This is a genomic window from Thermococcus barophilus MP, from assembly GCF_000151105.2.
Classification (GTDB): domain Archaea; phylum Methanobacteriota_B; class Thermococci; order Thermococcales; family Thermococcaceae; genus Thermococcus_B; species Thermococcus_B barophilus.
Genome location: NC_015471.1, coordinates 1 through 15,191, shown reverse-complemented (window position 1 = coordinate 15,191; position 15,191 = coordinate 1). Strand labels below are relative to the sequence as shown.

General features: G+C 38.1%; 15 protein-coding genes. 11 read left to right on the top strand and 4 right to left on the bottom strand.

The window, feature by feature from the left end:
* Positions 1 to 88 precede the first annotated feature (88 nt).
* Complete coding sequence (locus TERMP_RS11015; RefSeq protein WP_013747424.1) at positions 89 to 460, top strand: GntR family transcriptional regulator; 372 nt, start codon at positions 89 to 91, stop codon at positions 458 to 460.
* Between the two features lie 163 nt (positions 461 to 623).
* On the opposite strand, the gene TERMP_RS11010 is transcribed toward TERMP_RS11015, so the two are convergent.
* The 3 genes from TERMP_RS11010 to TERMP_RS11000 all read right to left on the bottom strand — a co-directional run bounded on the left by TERMP_RS11010 (position 624) and on the right by TERMP_RS11000 (position 2,917).
* Positions 624 to 1,346 carry a hypothetical protein gene (locus tag TERMP_RS11010; RefSeq protein ID WP_013747423.1) on the bottom strand — a complete coding sequence of 241 codons (723 nt, stop codon included), beginning with the start codon at positions 1,344 to 1,346 and terminating at the stop codon, positions 624 to 626.
* Between the two features lie 110 nt (positions 1,347 to 1,456).
* Positions 1,457 to 2,044: a hypothetical protein gene (locus TERMP_RS11005; RefSeq protein ID WP_013747422.1), complete on the bottom strand. Its 588-nt coding sequence runs from the start codon at positions 2,042 to 2,044 to the stop codon at positions 1,457 to 1,459.
* Between the two features lie 381 nt (positions 2,045 to 2,425).
* Positions 2,426 to 2,917: a hypothetical protein gene (locus TERMP_RS11000; protein WP_013747421.1), complete on the bottom strand. Its 492-nt coding sequence runs from the start codon at positions 2,915 to 2,917 to the stop codon at positions 2,426 to 2,428.
* Positions 2,918 to 3,251: 334 nt separating this feature from the next.
* On the opposite strand from TERMP_RS11000, the gene TERMP_RS10995 reads away from it, so the two are divergent.
* Both TERMP_RS10995 and TERMP_RS10990 read left to right on the top strand, forming a co-directional pair.
* A complete protein-coding gene (locus TERMP_RS10995; protein WP_013747420.1) occupies positions 3,252 to 3,575 on the top strand; it encodes a ribbon-helix-helix protein, CopG family in 324 nt (107 codons plus the stop codon).
* Positions 3,572 to 4,012 (top strand): putative toxin-antitoxin system toxin component, PIN family, encoded by a 441-nt coding sequence (locus TERMP_RS10990; protein WP_013747419.1) that lies wholly within the window; start codon positions 3,572 to 3,574, stop codon positions 4,010 to 4,012. Before TERMP_RS10995 ends, TERMP_RS10990 begins: the two co-directional genes overlap by 4 nt.
* Positions 4,013 to 4,014: 2 nt before the next feature.
* Here the strand turns inward: TERMP_RS10990 and TERMP_RS11450 are convergent, their stop codons facing one another.
* A complete protein-coding gene (locus TERMP_RS11450; RefSeq protein ID WP_013747418.1) occupies positions 4,015 to 4,203 on the bottom strand; it encodes a hypothetical protein in 189 nt (62 codons plus the stop codon).
* A gap of 49 nt (positions 4,204 to 4,252) precedes the next feature.
* Here TERMP_RS11450 and TERMP_RS10985 point away from each other — a divergent pair, with 49 nt between their 5' ends.
* The 8 genes from TERMP_RS10985 to TERMP_RS10950 all read left to right on the top strand — a co-directional run bounded on the left by TERMP_RS10985 (position 4,253) and on the right by TERMP_RS10950 (position 15,191).
* A complete protein-coding gene (locus tag TERMP_RS10985) occupies positions 4,253 to 4,402 on the top strand; it encodes a hypothetical protein (RefSeq protein WP_373419383.1) in 150 nt (49 codons plus the stop codon).
* A 140-nt stretch (positions 4,403 to 4,542) separates the two neighbouring features.
* The gene (locus TERMP_RS10980) at positions 4,543 to 4,878 is read left to right on the top strand and encodes a hypothetical protein (RefSeq protein ID WP_013747416.1); all 336 of its coding nucleotides are present in this window, start codon (positions 4,543 to 4,545) and stop codon (positions 4,876 to 4,878) included.
* Entirely contained in the window at positions 4,844 to 5,476 is a 633-nt protein-coding gene (locus tag TERMP_RS10975) for a nucleotidyltransferase domain-containing protein (protein ID WP_048160003.1), read from the top strand. The genes TERMP_RS10980 and TERMP_RS10975 overlap by 35 nt, the downstream gene beginning before the upstream one ends.
* Positions 5,477 to 5,725: 249 nt before the next feature.
* A complete protein-coding gene (locus TERMP_RS10970) occupies positions 5,726 to 6,655 on the top strand; it encodes a hypothetical protein (RefSeq protein ID WP_013747413.1) in 930 nt (309 codons plus the stop codon).
* 541 nt (positions 6,656 to 7,196) lie between these two features.
* Positions 7,197 to 8,411, top strand: a complete 1,215-nt coding sequence (locus TERMP_RS10965; protein ID WP_013747412.1) for a Cdc6/Cdc18 family protein — start codon at positions 7,197 to 7,199, stop codon at positions 8,409 to 8,411.
* Positions 8,412 to 8,634: 223 nt separating this feature from the next.
* Positions 8,635 to 10,017 carry an ATP-binding protein gene (locus tag TERMP_RS10960; protein ID WP_013747410.1) on the top strand — a complete coding sequence of 461 codons (1,383 nt, stop codon included), beginning with the start codon at positions 8,635 to 8,637 and terminating at the stop codon, positions 10,015 to 10,017.
* Between the two features lie 810 nt (positions 10,018 to 10,827).
* Entirely contained in the window at positions 10,828 to 14,427 is a 3,600-nt protein-coding gene (locus TERMP_RS10955; protein WP_013747409.1) for an Eco57I restriction-modification methylase domain-containing protein, read from the top strand.
* Positions 14,424 to 15,191, top strand: coding sequence for a hypothetical protein (locus TERMP_RS10950; protein WP_013747408.1), 768 nt, complete (start codon positions 14,424 to 14,426; stop codon positions 15,189 to 15,191). Before TERMP_RS10955 ends, TERMP_RS10950 begins: the two co-directional genes overlap by 4 nt.

Genomic DNA, 15,191 nt, shown 5'->3' with positions numbered 1-15,191 from the left:
TTTTATGCATGAAAATGCATTTACATTTGTGGTTCACACCGAATTGCTTTTAAAGCAATTCGAACTATTCATCATTGAGGTTATCACCATGGGAGGAGCCACGCTCAGGAATGTAATGAGGATGATTGCAGCCCTTGAAAATGCCCCAAAAATAAAGAAAACATTCCGGGAAATAGGAGGACCCTGCTGGACACACAAAGATTACTGCAAATGTGAAGCGGAAGAGCTCTGCAACTTGGCACTTGCCGAGTTTCTTGGTGTGAATCCCGGGACAGCCCTCAGAAGCTGGAGAAACCTCATGTTCGAGATGGAAGAGCTCGGTATAATTGAAACAAGACTCGTAGAGAATCCAAGAAACCGACCACGCAGACTGCTCAAGCTAACCAAAGACTGGAGAGAAGCCTTTGACGAAATTTATGCAAAAACCACGAGAGAGCTATTTGAAAAATGGAACTATTGACCTTCGATATTTTATAAATTTAAAATTTTGTAATTCTTTCAAGATTCAGGACAAAGTCTAACTCAAATGAAACCTCAAGTTGTCACATTTAATTCTCCAAACACTCCCCATTTCATTGTGTTAACCTCTCAATTCTACAACTTTAGATTTCATACGAGCACATTTAATATATCATTTCTGAGGGTATTGATATTGTTGATGTTCTGACTTGAAAAACTATGGGTCTAAAATTTTTGGAGACTCCTTTTAATACAGAGATATTCTCGATAAATTCCTGCTCTTTCAAAATTCCCTGAGTCATGATGACATAATCACTAATGGTGACCATCCAAGAGTGTAGCTCTTTAGGTATGCTGTCCCTATTAACAATGAGAACATCCCAAAAATTAAACCCCCTCAAAACCAACTCTTCTCCTGCATACAAACGTGCCATAAACAATTCCCTCATAACATCTTCACCAAATCTTGTATAAAGCGTATCCAACGTAGCAAATACATGAATGACCTTCCTTTTCCCTAATCCATATTTCTTAACAATCTCCTTTTTGACTTCTACATATTTTGGAATAAACGTACTCTCATCAACATCCTCCAAACTGTAAACGAAATCATAAGGTACCTCTTCCTTGAAGACATTTATGACAGCCAACTTCCCTTGTTCGCCCTCCTTTATAATATCCAAGCCTGCAGCATTCACCCTTGCACAAAACTTCCTAAAAGGGATCGCAATATTGGTTATAATAGCAAACCCGCCAGAGTCTATCTCCTCCTTCGCCAACTTAATTCCAACCTTCCAACCCAAAGAATACTGATTATATGAGACCAACAAAATTCCTGCAGGGATAATTTCTCCTAAACACTCTCTTATACTTCTCGGCATTGCCATTCCAATCCCTCATAGCGTTTAGCAGATTCCACAGTTATATAGATTTTGTTACACTCCTCTATGAAACAACACAGAAAAATGTATGTTTCATTCCCCTCAGAAGCAGAGATTCACAGAAACTCGAGCCCTTTTTCAAGGGGCACAAAGAGATAAAACTTAGCCACCAACGTCTCCTTGTTTCTCTTCTCAATCCTGCTAAACATCTCAAACTCAAAAAGAGCCCCTTTACTGCTAAGCAATGCTCGGGAGATTTCCCTAAGCTCACTGCTTGTGTATTTTCTTGGCTCATTACCAAGGAATGTTAGAGTCCTTTCTTCATGCAAAATCCCTCTCAAAGTCTCATGATACAATGGCACAGTATAAAACTCATTCAGAACGATCCTATCAGCCTTTACTGGAGCCAATTCATTAAGTGAAAATGCCTGAGCTAAGTTCGCCCACCTATTTAGGGCTTTGCCAATTTCACGCTCAATTACATAGAACGTCTTGTCGAAGTGAACGTACAGAATATCTGGACCAAATACAAGGACAGGTCTCTTGTAATATGGGTTTCTGAGATAAACATCAAACAAATCCCTAACTATCAAGGAAGTAAGCTTTCTCCTGAAGTCAATCAGACTGTTCTGGTTTATTTTGGGAGGAATATCGTTTGTTATGATATTTGAAGACTTAACAGAGTATGAGTTAACTTTCTTCATATGCCTCACTAATAACTGTGTCCCCATTCATTGTTTAAGTGAGTTATGGAAAAAAGAAAAAGCGGAGGCCTGCCATTATGATCTTTAATGCTACGGTAAATATATAATTTTCTTAAACACTCCCCCTCGATTATTCCATATAACAAGTCTTCGAGCCAAGAAAGTTCAATATATCAAGTAATTTACCTAAATACACTAATACAACAGTGATTTGAATTATTCGGGTAAATTCGGAGATTTTTCATCTAAGCCCATATGTCAAACTATTCAATCGTAAATGTACTACAAAGGACGTTTTCCCAGCACATAAGGGAGATTCAGTAAAGTACCCAGATAAAATATCGATATTCGGCTCCGAATTATAACCGAACAATAATAACATCACTCTTCTACTAAAACATAGTATACTTTGCGTCCTTTCTTAATCTTCTTTATTCTTCGGCTTGCTATTAATCTATTAATTATCTGATAAAGCTTATCTGCTGAAATACCAAGCATACGTATTAATTCGGTTGGTGAATTATGACCCTGTGAAATTAGCTTAATTAATCGTTCTTCTAACTCAAAATCATCTATTGAGACTTTATGAGATTCAGCTAATTCCGAAGATAGCTCTAAAGTATCGAATTTTAGTTTTATCTCCTTTAGTTCCTGTTCTAACGAATCAACGATTTTTCGTTCAGTTTCAAGCATCTTTGACAATAAATCCACGGCCTGCTTATCAGCCTTATCATTAAGCAACCTCTGGAGTTCTTTCATATGTTCTTTCACTTCTCGAATTTCTTTTTCAATATTCTCAATTCGAATAAGTGCTGTTTTTAGTTCATGTAATTCATCAGGATCAAAACCCAAAATCAACTTTCTCAGACCCACGAATCTCACCGAATAATAATTACTGCACTTTTCATATATAACAGTAACGTTCTAATTTTGAAAACCAAATTGGACACATTACACTAAATAATTACACTAAATATAAGATATATAGATGAAAGAAAGTGTTTGTGGAGAGCAAACTAATAGATGAGAGATCCAATAAAATTATGCAACTGGCAGACAATTATGTCAGACTCAAAAAAGACTTTAATATAGTAATGGAAGTTAATAGACGCCACCAACACGACCTCAAGTGGCCCTTTTAATTTTGTTATCATGATAACCAGAAAATTTAAATACAATTGTATTACATTTGTATTTGGTGATACTGATGGCTCAGGTTATTGAATCTCCAGTTTCAGTGAGACTCCCAAAATACATAATCAAAAAGATAGATGAACTTGTAAAGGAAGGCGAATTCAAGAGCCGCTCCGACTTCATCAAATACGCCGTAACACTAACACTTGGACAGATAATGATGGAAAAAGCGAGAGAAAAGGCGAAAACAATCACGCCAGAAGAAGCTAAGGCAAGATCAAGGCAAGCCCTTCAGAAGCTCTTCACTGAAGAGATCGAAGACGAATGGTCAGAGATCAAAGATATCCTCGAGGATGCTGACAGAAAGTGGAAGGAGCTCAAAGGTGTAAAGAAATGAAGCTCGTCATGGACACCAACGTTGTCTTAGCTGTCATGATAAAACCAAGAGGACTGGCTGCTCTTCTCATAGAGCTTCTCGATAAAGAGCACTTTATTAATTATACCAGTCAAGAAGCCTTAGAGGAGCTCCAAATTAAGATGGCGATCCTAGAAGAGGAAGGAAAGCTGAGCAAAAATTGGCTGCAAGTGCTTGCAAATTTCCTCTATGGAACAGAAATAATTGAGCCAAAAGAACACTTCAACCTTTGCCGTGATGAAGATGACAACAAATTGCTTGACATTGCCTATGATGCAAAGGTTCAAGTAATCCTAACATGGGACGATGACCTATTGGATTTAAGAGATGACAAGAAAGTCTTGCGGCTTAAAGATCATCAAGTTAAAATCCTTAAACCAATAGAATTTCTGAAAGAAGAATTAAGGAAAGAGTGCTGAGATTACTCTTGGTTAAGCTTTTCGTATTTTTCTACCTCTTTTCTGCTCGTTATCACATAACCACCAACATCATAGAGTTCAATAATGGTGCCATCATCAAACTCCAAATCAAAACCATCCGGACCAGTGACAACCCTAACAACCCTCTTACCCAACACAGCCCTCGCAAGCTCCTCAAACCGATCCTCCATAATACCCACCCAAACAAATCTGGAGTACGGTATTTTAATCCTTATGATCATGTTTCAGTTCAAGGTCATCAGAAACATCACGCTCCAGCATTATCTGGATGCATGTCTCAAGGAGAAACCAAAGAAGAAGCTCTCAGAAACATCAAAGAAGCCATCGGACTCTACTTGGAAGTTCTGGAAAAGGATTTTGAAAAGATAACACTTCACCTTATTGGTGGCGGCAATTTTGCACTAAGAGGCAAATTTAAAAAGAGCATGTAATATCCATTGCTGTGATCATGAGAACAAAAAGCCTTTTATATTGGTTTATTGTTCTCATGACTGAAAGGAGGCGATAATATGCCAATAAATTTGGACGATTTAAAGGCTAATATTCAGGAATGCATTGAAGTCGGAGAAATAGCATTTAAACGAGGAAAGTATAACTCTGCTACCATTATGTATTTCAAGGCTATGGTTGGGATTTGTGATTACATTATTAAGAGGGACTTGGGGCTTGAGCCAAAGAATCACGCAGAACGATTTGCAGTTTTGAGACTTCATTACAGAGATTTATACAAGGTTGTGAATAAGTATTTTGATTTCTATAGAGATGCTTATGAGAGAAGGATCACAAAAAGAGAAGTGGGGGAGTTAAGAAATGCAGTTCTCAGGCTTGCCGATAGAATTAAGTAAACTTGTGAAGGCAGCCAAGAACTTCAAGAAGAAACACAAGAAAGTCTTTGATGTGATCCTTTATGGGTCCACCACACTTGGAAAGGAACTTCCCAATGACTTTGACTTCATGGTTATCACAAAGAAAGCTAATGAAGAGGAGCGATTTGATTTAGCTTTTGAATTCAGGGAAATACTCTTGGATTTAGGATTTTCCCATGAAAAGTTAGATGTTAAGGCTATTAATCTGGAAAGCCTTTGGGACCCAAATTACTTAGCCACCCCTGGAATTATCATAAGTGGCTTTTCTCTTACCAAGGGAAAGCCCATTCATGAGCTCATGAATGGAGAGAGCTATAGCCTATTTAGTATAAATGTTCAAAGATTAGACAGGAGTCAAAGAAAGAAGTTTAATTACGCCCTTAAAGGGAGAGATGGAAGTGGAGGAATTCTCAAAGATCTTAATGGAGTGTTCTTAGCTCCTTGGGTAGTTTTAATTCCCATAGAGAATACCTATAAATTCAAAGAATTCCTGGACTATTGGATAGTGGAGTATGAGGTTTACCTGATGTATGGAACAAAAAGCATGATGAGAACTATTGGCTACCTTCAATTCTGACCTCCCTCGTGAACAACGAGACTTTAATGCTCAGGGACATACTCGCAGAAAGAGGGCTTAGAAGTAGAAACTTGGAGAAGTTTATCAGAGGGCTCGAGCTCTTCTTTGTTGGAAAGCGATGAATCCAGAAACGACTGAATTGCACCAAAAGCAATTCAACATAGTAGAGATATCTAAGGATAGCGATAACAACACAGGTAAATAAGATTGAAATACTGTTAAGACTAAGATGATAGTGGGGAAAGCTTTATGAAACGTGTTCTTGTGCTGGAAACTGCCTGGGCTGAGGACTATTGGGAAAGCGCAAAAGAAGCCCCATATCCTAAGAGGTCATACAAGGAACTCAAAGACTGGGAAAACCTTAAGAAATCTCTTCCTCTCCCTGGTCTCGGCGTTTACATTAAGCAGACAATAAAAGGAAAAATACACGATTATCTTCACAAACCTTTCGTGTACTTAAGGGTAAAAGGAATGAAATACAATGAAAAAGGAGAACCTCACTTTGATTTTGAACCCATAGGAAAAGCTAAGGTTAAGAGTGAAGAGCTCCTCAAGAGGCTTCCAAACAAGAGTGCATTGTTCTTCTCTATCAGCCCGAAAGAAATAATCCAGATTCTTGAGGAACTTGGAGAAAAGCCACCAAAAGAGTGGCTAAAACTCCTCGAAGGGGAAGCAAGAGGATGGAACTGGAAAGACTGGATTGGAAAGTATTTCTCGGATATTGAGGAAGAAGAATTGAGTAACGATGAATTTGAAGATAGAATAGCTGATTTGTTAAAGGCTATTGGATTCAACGTAATTCAAAAGGGACACAAATTGGAAGGTGAATTTGCTGATGGAATTGCGTGGATAGATAACTATTACATTGTTTACGACTGCAAGAACCGTTGGAACTACACCCCTACTGACTCTGACATCAGGGCAATTAAAAAGTACCTTGAGGATGAAATGAAAAGAAATGGAGAAGAAAACAGGTATTATCCTGTTTTCATAGCTAAAAGTGTCGGGATGAATATTAAAAAGGATGTCTTTTGTATTCCAGTGAATTCATTACTCTACCTCCTTTACAAGAAGCTTCAATTAGGGCCCAAATTTAAACTTGGTCCGATAAAGAAGATACTTGATGATAAGAATCCACTAACCATCGAAACTATTGACAAAGAGTGGTTTTTTGGTTAATTTTTTTACTATATCTTTGCTATACAAGGTTATTCCTAAAAGATAAGGGTTGCCCTTCGGATAATCCCTACGAAAAGTTTGAGGACTGCCAAGATATTATATAGAGACATGGTGCCTTGGGGGGTGGGGGTGTGTTAGGAAATGGAACTTATATGCGGTAACCCGTGTAATATGTTAGGGTTCCACTTCCTAATGCAAATTTCCAATAGAGTACTGTTGGAAATTTTCCAAAATGTTATCTTGATCGAAACAAAAAACTAATTTAATATGACTTTTATCAGGGTAAACATTAATAATTGCTGTTTTTTGAACTAATTTGAATTTTTTATGTCTTTTTATCTTTATTAATCCTCTATAATAATTTAATAACAAAAAGTTACTAAAATGCTAAAAATATTACCAAAAATAGGTTCCACTTCTTAACACACCCCCTTCCCCCCGACATTTGTAAAGATGAGAAATGCAGGAAATGGAGAAACATATATAAATGATAAGCGAGAGTTAGGAAGTGGAAATTTGCTTGGGAAGTGGAGGGCTAAATATGAGTGACAAGCTCAAAGAAATTTTCACAAAACGAAGAACTACTACTCGAATACTGCTTTACCCGCAGTATTTATCTGAGGGATATATTCCTGAGAAGTTGCTTTTTAGAGACAGAGAAGTTGAAGAAATAGCGGGACATGCTGCAGATTTCTTATTTTCCTCTATAGTCAAGAATCTTGTCATACATGGTCCTCCAGGTGTTGGAAAAACAGTTGCAGTAAGAATGCTTGAAAGAACTTACAATGAAGTCGCTTTAGAAAATGAGATTGATTCAAGGGCGATCTATATATCTGCCAAGGATCTTACGTACCGCAGAGTCCTATATGAACTTGCGTCTCAACTTGGAATTAACGTGAATCTCGGAATGTCGATTGCCGATATTTATGACTCCACTATAATGTATATGAAAGAAAAAGAGTCCAAGTACCTTATTATAGTGGATGAAATTGATAAATTGAGAAAAAGGCCCGGAGAAGAACCAGTTGATAATCTTGTGTATAGTCTTTCTCGTATTAATGAGCGGGTGGGTAAAGTTGTAGTTTCTATCTTTTTTGTAACTAATAATGCCAGGATTGTGGAAAGATTGTCTGCCCCATCATTTTCATCCCTCTCGCCAATATTTGTGTACTTTAGGAATTACAACACCGATGAGCTATATGCTATTCTAAAGGATAGGGTTGAAAAAGCATTTGCGCCTGGAACTGTTGACGACGCTGCTCTGAGATTGCTTGCTGCATTAATACGCCGGGAGTCGAGGGATCTACGTTGGGCATTTCTTGTTTTAAGAGAAGCGCCAAATGAAGCTGAGAATGGAAAAATTACAGAAAAATCAATTTGGAGAGCTGTAGAAATCATTGAGAGGAAGGTATTAAATCAGGTTATCAATGGTTTGGACATCGATGCTTTACTGTTATTGTATGCATTAGCCGTTCTCACAGAGAAAGGGCATGCTCAGATTGACAGTAGCACCTTGTATCTAAAATATAAAGAGTTGTGTGATGTTTTGGGGTGGTACCCGAGAACAATGAAACATACTATAAATTATATCGGGGCTAAATTGGAGGCGGAGGGATTAATTACACGGAAAGCAATCTCACGTGGTAGGTATGGGCGGACGCACTTGTTCCACCTTGAAGAGGACCCAACAACAGTGAAAAACATCACAAAAGAAATAATTGCTGGGCGATTTAATCTTTCCGCGACTCAACTTTAATCTCTCTTTTTTCTGGACGTTGCATGTGATGATTTACCTCCACCCTCTCAGGATGGAGGTCAGTGTTCTCAAGAGGATATTAAGTGAAAGGAACATTATCACAATAATGGGAAACAGAACAACTGGAGATTCTTCACAATTAGCTTACATTCAATATCACTTTGGTGATATAAAACGATAGGTTTTTATCCTATTGCAATGAACTACACTAAGGTGCAAAAGTATGGATGAAAAGCTTGTAGAAAGCATCGTAAGGAGGACAATTGACACAGCCGAGGCAAGGCTTAGAAAGTACGCCTTCACTCCAGCTGGGGAAAAACGACCCGAAAGAAAGCCTCTTGCAAAGCTTAGTGAAGAAATTGAATCATTCCTCAGAACACGAGAGAACAAACTCCTTGTCCTTTATGGTCTCCGTGGTGTTGGAAAAACCACCATGCTCGCTCAAACCTACTTCAAACTTCTTCCCCAAATTTCAAGAGAGAGACTTGTTTATGTTCCCCTTGACAAGCTTCGTTCACTGGGAATAAGCCTGAGCGACTTTATTCAAGCATACGAGCGTCTTCTCGGTGAGAGAGTCGAAGAGTTCAGCCAGCCTACGTTCCTATTTATTGATGAAGCCCACTATGATGAGAACTTTGGCATCACAGTGAAAGACCTTCACGACTCCGCAAACAATCTCATGATTGTAGTCACTGGCTCTTCTTCACTTCCCCTCAAGCTTGACCCTGACTTGACGAGAAGAGCTAAGAAGCTCAGAGTGCCACCCCTAACGTTCACCGAGTACCTGCTCTTGAAAAAAGGGATAAGGATTCCAGAGGAGCTCAGCATAGCTTTAAAGCATGCACTCCTCAACTGTGATTTTTCGGGAATTGAGGAGAAGCTTGAAGGAGTATTATTGAAGTTCACTGAAAAGGATGTTGAGGATTACCTCATTCAGGGCTCGCTACCCATTTATCTCACCTCCACGAGTCCGCTTGAAGATGCTTACGAAATAGTGAGAAAGATTGTCGAAGTTGATTTAGTGCGCGAGGGGCTTTCCGAAACAACTCGGGAAAAGGCTCTTGGTCTGTTACTTCTTCTTGCTTCCGGTGAGAGCTTGGCATATGATGACTTGAGCTCAACGCTGGGGCTTGCTAAGGGAACGATAGAGAAGCTGATTGAGAAGCTCGAGGACCTTGAGGTTATCTTCCCAGTAAGGGCTTACGGTTCTTTAGGTAAAGTTGCTCGGAAGACTCCAAAGTATAAATTTTTGGCTCCAATGCTTAGGAGTGCAGTGCTTTATGAGTTTGGACTGTTTGAAAGGGATTCAAAAACGCTTGGCATGCTTCTTGAGGATGCTGTAGCACTTTATCTCCACTTGCTCGCTAAGGAGAAGAAGTTGGGTCTTCACTATGATGCCCAAAAGGGCGGTGCAGATTTTATTCTAAAAGGGCACTCCATAGGAATTGTAATTGAGGTCGGTTGGGGAAAGAAGGATCTTCGCCAGGTTATCAAGACTATGAAGAAGACGGGGTTAACCTGCGGTGTTGTTATTTACAATGGTCCTTTGAAAAAGAAAGGCGATGTATGGTTCGTGCCAAGAGAGCTCTTTTTACTGACGCTCTGATATTTTTCTTTTTCAAGCCTTGTCCTTTGGGATGGGAAGGAGGCCAGTTTTTTATTAGTGGGAAACACAGGAGATCTTTAGGACAGAGCATGCCCGAAGCGTGGCTTTGACGAGAACTGATTATTAACTATAGTGACTATAGTGATAGCATTTTTGCGTCTATGCAATTTTCCTCAGCATAAAATTACCTATCTTGCAGGTTGGAAGCCCCTTGCCCTTCACACCGGGGACAAGGTCAGAAAAATTACCAACCAAGAAACAGCCCAGTAGAGACAGAGAGATGTTTATCACTTGTAACAGACTTTCGGAAAAAGTCATGTAGCACCAGGACACTGCATTTCTATCAAAAATTCTTGAATTGACCTCATTTATACTATCATTATAAGTAATACAAGTGATAAACACGTCTCTACTTTCTCTTCAATAATGATATCCATAATCCCCACTAAAGAATCGCCTAACAAGTACGAGCCCTGCTACCAATATTTCTGTTTAACCTTGCTTCTTATTATCCAATCCGTATTTTTGACTCAAAATTTCTTGGTCTGAGAAGGATCCTGTTGGGACAACAAAATTTAAGGATTCTACGTGCTAGCTGCTAGATAGGTAGATAGGCCCCAATGATTGTGAAAGCTATTAGTGAGATAAATCGTAGGAGGGAAATGTTTATTTCGGGCTTTGGAGTATCTTTAAATAACACTAAAAAATTTAAAACTATTAATTCCGCATTAAATATACGTTAATTAGGGGCTTATAGTCCTAGAATAGAATCCGTTCAGAAATAAGCTAAAAATTAAAAGGTGATGACGCATGCCTCAAGCTGTATTAACTTTTGGTATTGAAGTCCCAAAAAATGTGTATGAAAAGTGGGGTAAATTTCTTGAACTCGCAAACAAAATAAATGCTGATCTTGGCTCTTATCCAAAAGTAAGAAGAAAACTGGAGGGGATTTTGAGGGGGCAAAATATCACTATAACTTCCGAAGATTGTGAAGACCAGCAACCTGAACCTTTTACAAGGCAGCACGTTATAGATCCTCTTCTCAAGTTTTTGGGTTACGAACTAACCCCAGAAGTTGTAAAGAGGACTGTCTCTGTATTGGGTAGTAGCATGATCAAAAAAATAAAACAACCCGATTATCGCGTAAAGAGTATATTTGGTGAAGAGATCCTTATAGAAGCTGAACCTCTTGGTAGCAACCTCTATAAAAAGGGGAGTGGTGTCAATCAAGTGATAGAATGGCTCGACAGAAGATCTTTCAACGTTGATATCGGGATAGCAACGAATGGTTTTGAGTGGATACTTCTTTATTATGATAATACCTCAAAGGAGATAAAAACACTCGCCGAGATAGATCTTGCTCCAATCTTTAACTATCTCTCAAAGAGAGAAAAAGGTCTTATAATAGGATACAGCGTGAAAGAGTTAAGAGAGCTCTTTGTAAGATTTTACTATGCGTTTTCCAGAGAATACATTGAAGAGTATATAGAGGGTAGAACGAAATTTATTAGAGAGAAAAAGGAAGCGATAACTAAAAAGTTTTATGACGACTTCATTTACTATGTCTTTGGGTATCGGGAAGTCAAAACGAACAGCAAAACGAAGTTAAAAAAAGTAACAAACAACTGCCTGTACGATAAGATCAAAGCCCCTCTCGACGCAACAGAAGAAGATAAGCAGAAGTTTGCAGTTGTTCTAATGAACAGATTGATTTTTGTAAAGTTTCTAGAGGATAAAGGGCTTGTCCCGGGAGGTCTCCTGAAGAGAACTTTTGAAGAGTGGAGAAACTCAAGTGTTCCTGTGAGTTACTACAAAGCCTACCTTGAACCACTATTCTTCGGCGTTTTCAACACTCCCGAAGAAGAAAGGGATAGGAAAGTTATTGAACACTTTAGAGATATACCCTACTTAAATGGTGGTCTGTTTAGAGAAAACTTAAGGAATGAAAAACAATATGATATTCCTGACGATAATGTTATGGAAGAAATCATCAAGTTCTTGGAGAGATATGACTTCACTTTGGGAAGCAAGAGTAATGAAGAATCGTTGGACCCCGACATACTTGGACATGTGTATGAGAAGCTAATAAACCTCTTAACAAATAAGGGGCAAAAAGGTCTTGGTGCCTACTATACTCCAGAAGAAGTCACTAGAACTATAGTAAAAAGTACAGTAGAGCCTGTTGTAATAAAGAAGCTGAAAGAAGTCCTCAAAAAGTGGGGATGGCAGGAACAATTGTTGAATTTTAGCACTCTGGATGAAGTCCTTAACGAGGATCGGCCAATAACACGGGATGGAAGAGTACTAAAAGATTTTTTGGACGAGATTAACAAAATGAAAATACTTGATCCAGCTGTTGGAAGTGGACATTTCCTGATTTCTGTATTGAAGGAGCTCCTCGAGATTAAGAAGAGGGTGCATTCTCTTATTGGCGAAGAGTTCAATACCTACAAGCTGAAGTTGGAGATAATTTTAAACAATCTCTACGGCGTCGATATAGATGAAACGGCCGTTGAAGTTGCAAAACTTAGGTTGTGGTTGGCGCTCATTGAAGACTTAGACGTTGATGCTGTTAGAAGGGGAGATGTTATTTTGCCGAACATAGAGTATAACGTGAGGGTGGGTAACTCCCTCGTGGGGTGGATAGGGGAAAGATTGACAATAGCAACGCTTGACTATCCGTACGACAAAAAGGTTGAGGGTATCTTTATTGGATTGAAAGCGCTGGCAACGGGTGAAGAGGCTGTCAAGATAAAGAAAGCTGAAGAACTCCTCAAGGACCATTCGAGTACGGTTAAAGACTATGTGGAAGCGTACTGTATCCTCTATGAGATATATAAGAACAACGTCGGGAAGAAGGCTGCCATACTGAAGGAGATACTCGAGAGCATCCGTAGGAGAATATACCAAAGGGTGAGTGGGGAGTATTTCAACTTTATTAACGACACAATTAATGAAAATAGAAGGAAGAAGAAAAAGATTAAGTTCGACGAAGATATTCTGAAACCATTTCACTGGGTAGTTGACTTCGGATGGATAATGAAAGAAGGTGGCTTTGACATAATAATAGGAAATCCACCATACGGCAACATATTATCAAATATCGAAAAAGACATAATAGATACACGATATAGAGAAGAAGAGGCCACTTATAGTGTAGATTCATTCCTCGCCTTTATGAGGAGAAGTCAAGAATTGCTCAAAGATGGTGGATATCTTGGGTTTATAATTCCAGCAAGTTTTGGAACTGGCGTAAACTACACAAAGGCCAGAAAACACTTCTTGCAAACAATGGAACTCAAGGTCTTTTTGTATTTGCCATTTGATGTATTTGAAGGGGCATATGTGGATAACTCAATAATAGTCCTGAAAAATGAAGAGCCGTCAATGGACAACGAGGTTCTAATATATGCCTTTCCTAAAAGGAGCAGACTAGAGGAACTTTTAACAGTATGGGAGAATCCAAAAATAGAAAAAATAAGGTATTCGTTGCTCTTGAATGATCCATTATGTAGAATTTTCCCGGGTGGGAATGTAATATACGAGATATTAGACCATATATCTAGCTTAAGTCAAAGGGGAAATTATGATGTTTACCCATTAGGTGATCTAACAAACTCAACAATTGGTATATTAGCGTCTAAATATAAGTTTTCCCTAGTTAAGCTTAGCAAGTGGCATCTACCCTATCTAGAGGGAAATGTCTATAGATACATCACTAACTTAAAACAAACAAAATTTGTTGACTTTTCACAGCACAAGGACAACAAGGACTACTTAGACCTTTACCTCTCAAAAGAGAAGATAATGATTAGAAGGATTGTTAGCAGACAAGACAGGATTATGGCCTCGTTCTGTAACCTTCAAGGTGTTGTAAAAAAGGACTTATATGTGTTTAATCTAAAATCTGAGTTTTTATCATTGGTAGATTATTACTATTTATTAGCTCTTATCAATAGCAAACTGCTGTCTTTTATATACCTTGGTAAGTCTTCAATAGCCTTAAAGGATGATTTTAGACAAACTACTCTTACAGAACTAAGAGAGCTTCCCATAGTAATTCCCCATGAGGATGTTATCAAAGATGTAGTTTCAGCCTTAAGTAAACTATTAACTGAATTGTATAGCAACGTAAAGTACAAAAAATATTGTGAGTTTGTGGATCTGTTACTAGACTATCTTATATATTGTATTTATTTCCCAGAAATACTACCACAATCAGAAACTGAGAAAATATTCGAATACCTATACACAGTTGTTAATAAGTTCAACTTTTGGCACGATCAAATAGCAAGGGAGCTCTTCACCGACGATGAAGTTAAAGAATTTATAGCAAAAATTAGAAAAAAAGCAGGAGAACATAAGTTTATATCGATAGTAGAAGAGAAATATATGGGTGACATAGAATGAAGTTTGAGGTTATGGAATATCCTCGAACCTGTAAAGGGTGTAAAAATGAATCATTTAGAGTTATCAAATGTCATAGAGAGTATCTAAAAAAGCTGATGGAAAATATGCGCCCAGTCTCATTAAAGGTTATGAAAAATTTCAATAGAAAGGCTCCAGATGGAAGGGAACGTGATGAAAAGCGCATGCTCACTTCTATTTTATCAGGGTTAATAGCAGAAAAGCTTACAGCTAATATATTGAACATTGTTGCTAGATGTTTAAGGATTGACCTGGATATTCAGGTAGATAGTGAAAATATAAATGTAGATACGTTTAACTATGAAGCCCACAATGATATTAAACTAACATTTTTTGATAAAAACATAACTTTGGAAGTCAGATCTTCTATACCTTATGCTCTGGATTTTGGACGTGTTCTAAATGAGTATTTTGATATCCTTGGACCCTATTTGACGTCGTATAAACCAAAAGAGTATTTTAAAGATTATTATATTAGAGTCTTATTCCATTATCCCGGTGTCAAACATCGTGATATAGAAACATTTACTGATGGGGTATATAATGAAAAGATTCAGGCATACTTTGTCGGTGGAGCATCAAGAGAAGATATGGAAAGACTGGGAAAAGATATCTCCCAAAAAATGAAACAAAAGTCCGCAAAATACTGGGGAATTAGTCCTATTACACGAGGACGTGATGCTATTGAAATAATTTCGCTAATATTTGACGTAGAAGAAAATGAAGTAGAACGTATCTTTAAGTAA

Excerpts from the sequence above, each read along its gene's own strand:
- TERMP_RS11015 (WP_013747424.1), top strand. The coding sequence starts at position 89 with ATGGGAGGAGCCACGCTCAGGAATGTAATGAGGATGATTGCAGCCCTT.
- TERMP_RS11010 (WP_013747423.1), bottom strand. The coding sequence starts at position 1,346 with ATGGCAATGCCGAGAAGTATAAGAGAGTGTTTAGGAGAAATTATCCCT.
- TERMP_RS11005 (WP_013747422.1), bottom strand. The coding sequence starts at position 2,044 with ATGAAGAAAGTTAACTCATACTCTGTTAAGTCTTCAAATATCATAACA.
- TERMP_RS10995 (WP_013747420.1), top strand. The coding sequence starts at position 3,252 with ATGGCTCAGGTTATTGAATCTCCAGTTTCAGTGAGACTCCCAAAATAC.
- TERMP_RS10990 (WP_013747419.1), top strand. The coding sequence starts at position 3,572 with ATGAAGCTCGTCATGGACACCAACGTTGTCTTAGCTGTCATGATAAAA.
- TERMP_RS11450 (WP_013747418.1), bottom strand. The coding sequence starts at position 4,203 with ATGGAGGATCGGTTTGAGGAGCTTGCGAGGGCTGTGTTGGGTAAGAGG.
- TERMP_RS10985 (WP_373419383.1), top strand. The coding sequence starts at position 4,253 with ATGTTTCAGTTCAAGGTCATCAGAAACATCACGCTCCAGCATTATCTG.
- TERMP_RS10980 (WP_013747416.1), top strand. The coding sequence starts at position 4,543 with ATGCCAATAAATTTGGACGATTTAAAGGCTAATATTCAGGAATGCATT.
- TERMP_RS10975 (WP_048160003.1), top strand. The coding sequence starts at position 4,844 with ATGCAGTTCTCAGGCTTGCCGATAGAATTAAGTAAACTTGTGAAGGCA.
- TERMP_RS10970 (WP_013747413.1), top strand. The coding sequence starts at position 5,726 with ATGAAACGTGTTCTTGTGCTGGAAACTGCCTGGGCTGAGGACTATTGG.
- TERMP_RS10965 (WP_013747412.1), top strand. The coding sequence starts at position 7,197 with ATGAGTGACAAGCTCAAAGAAATTTTCACAAAACGAAGAACTACTACT.
- TERMP_RS10960 (WP_013747410.1), top strand. The coding sequence starts at position 8,635 with ATGGATGAAAAGCTTGTAGAAAGCATCGTAAGGAGGACAATTGACACA.
- TERMP_RS10955 (WP_013747409.1), top strand. The coding sequence starts at position 10,828 with ATGCCTCAAGCTGTATTAACTTTTGGTATTGAAGTCCCAAAAAATGTG.
- TERMP_RS10950 (WP_013747408.1), top strand. The coding sequence starts at position 14,424 with ATGAAGTTTGAGGTTATGGAATATCCTCGAACCTGTAAAGGGTGTAAA.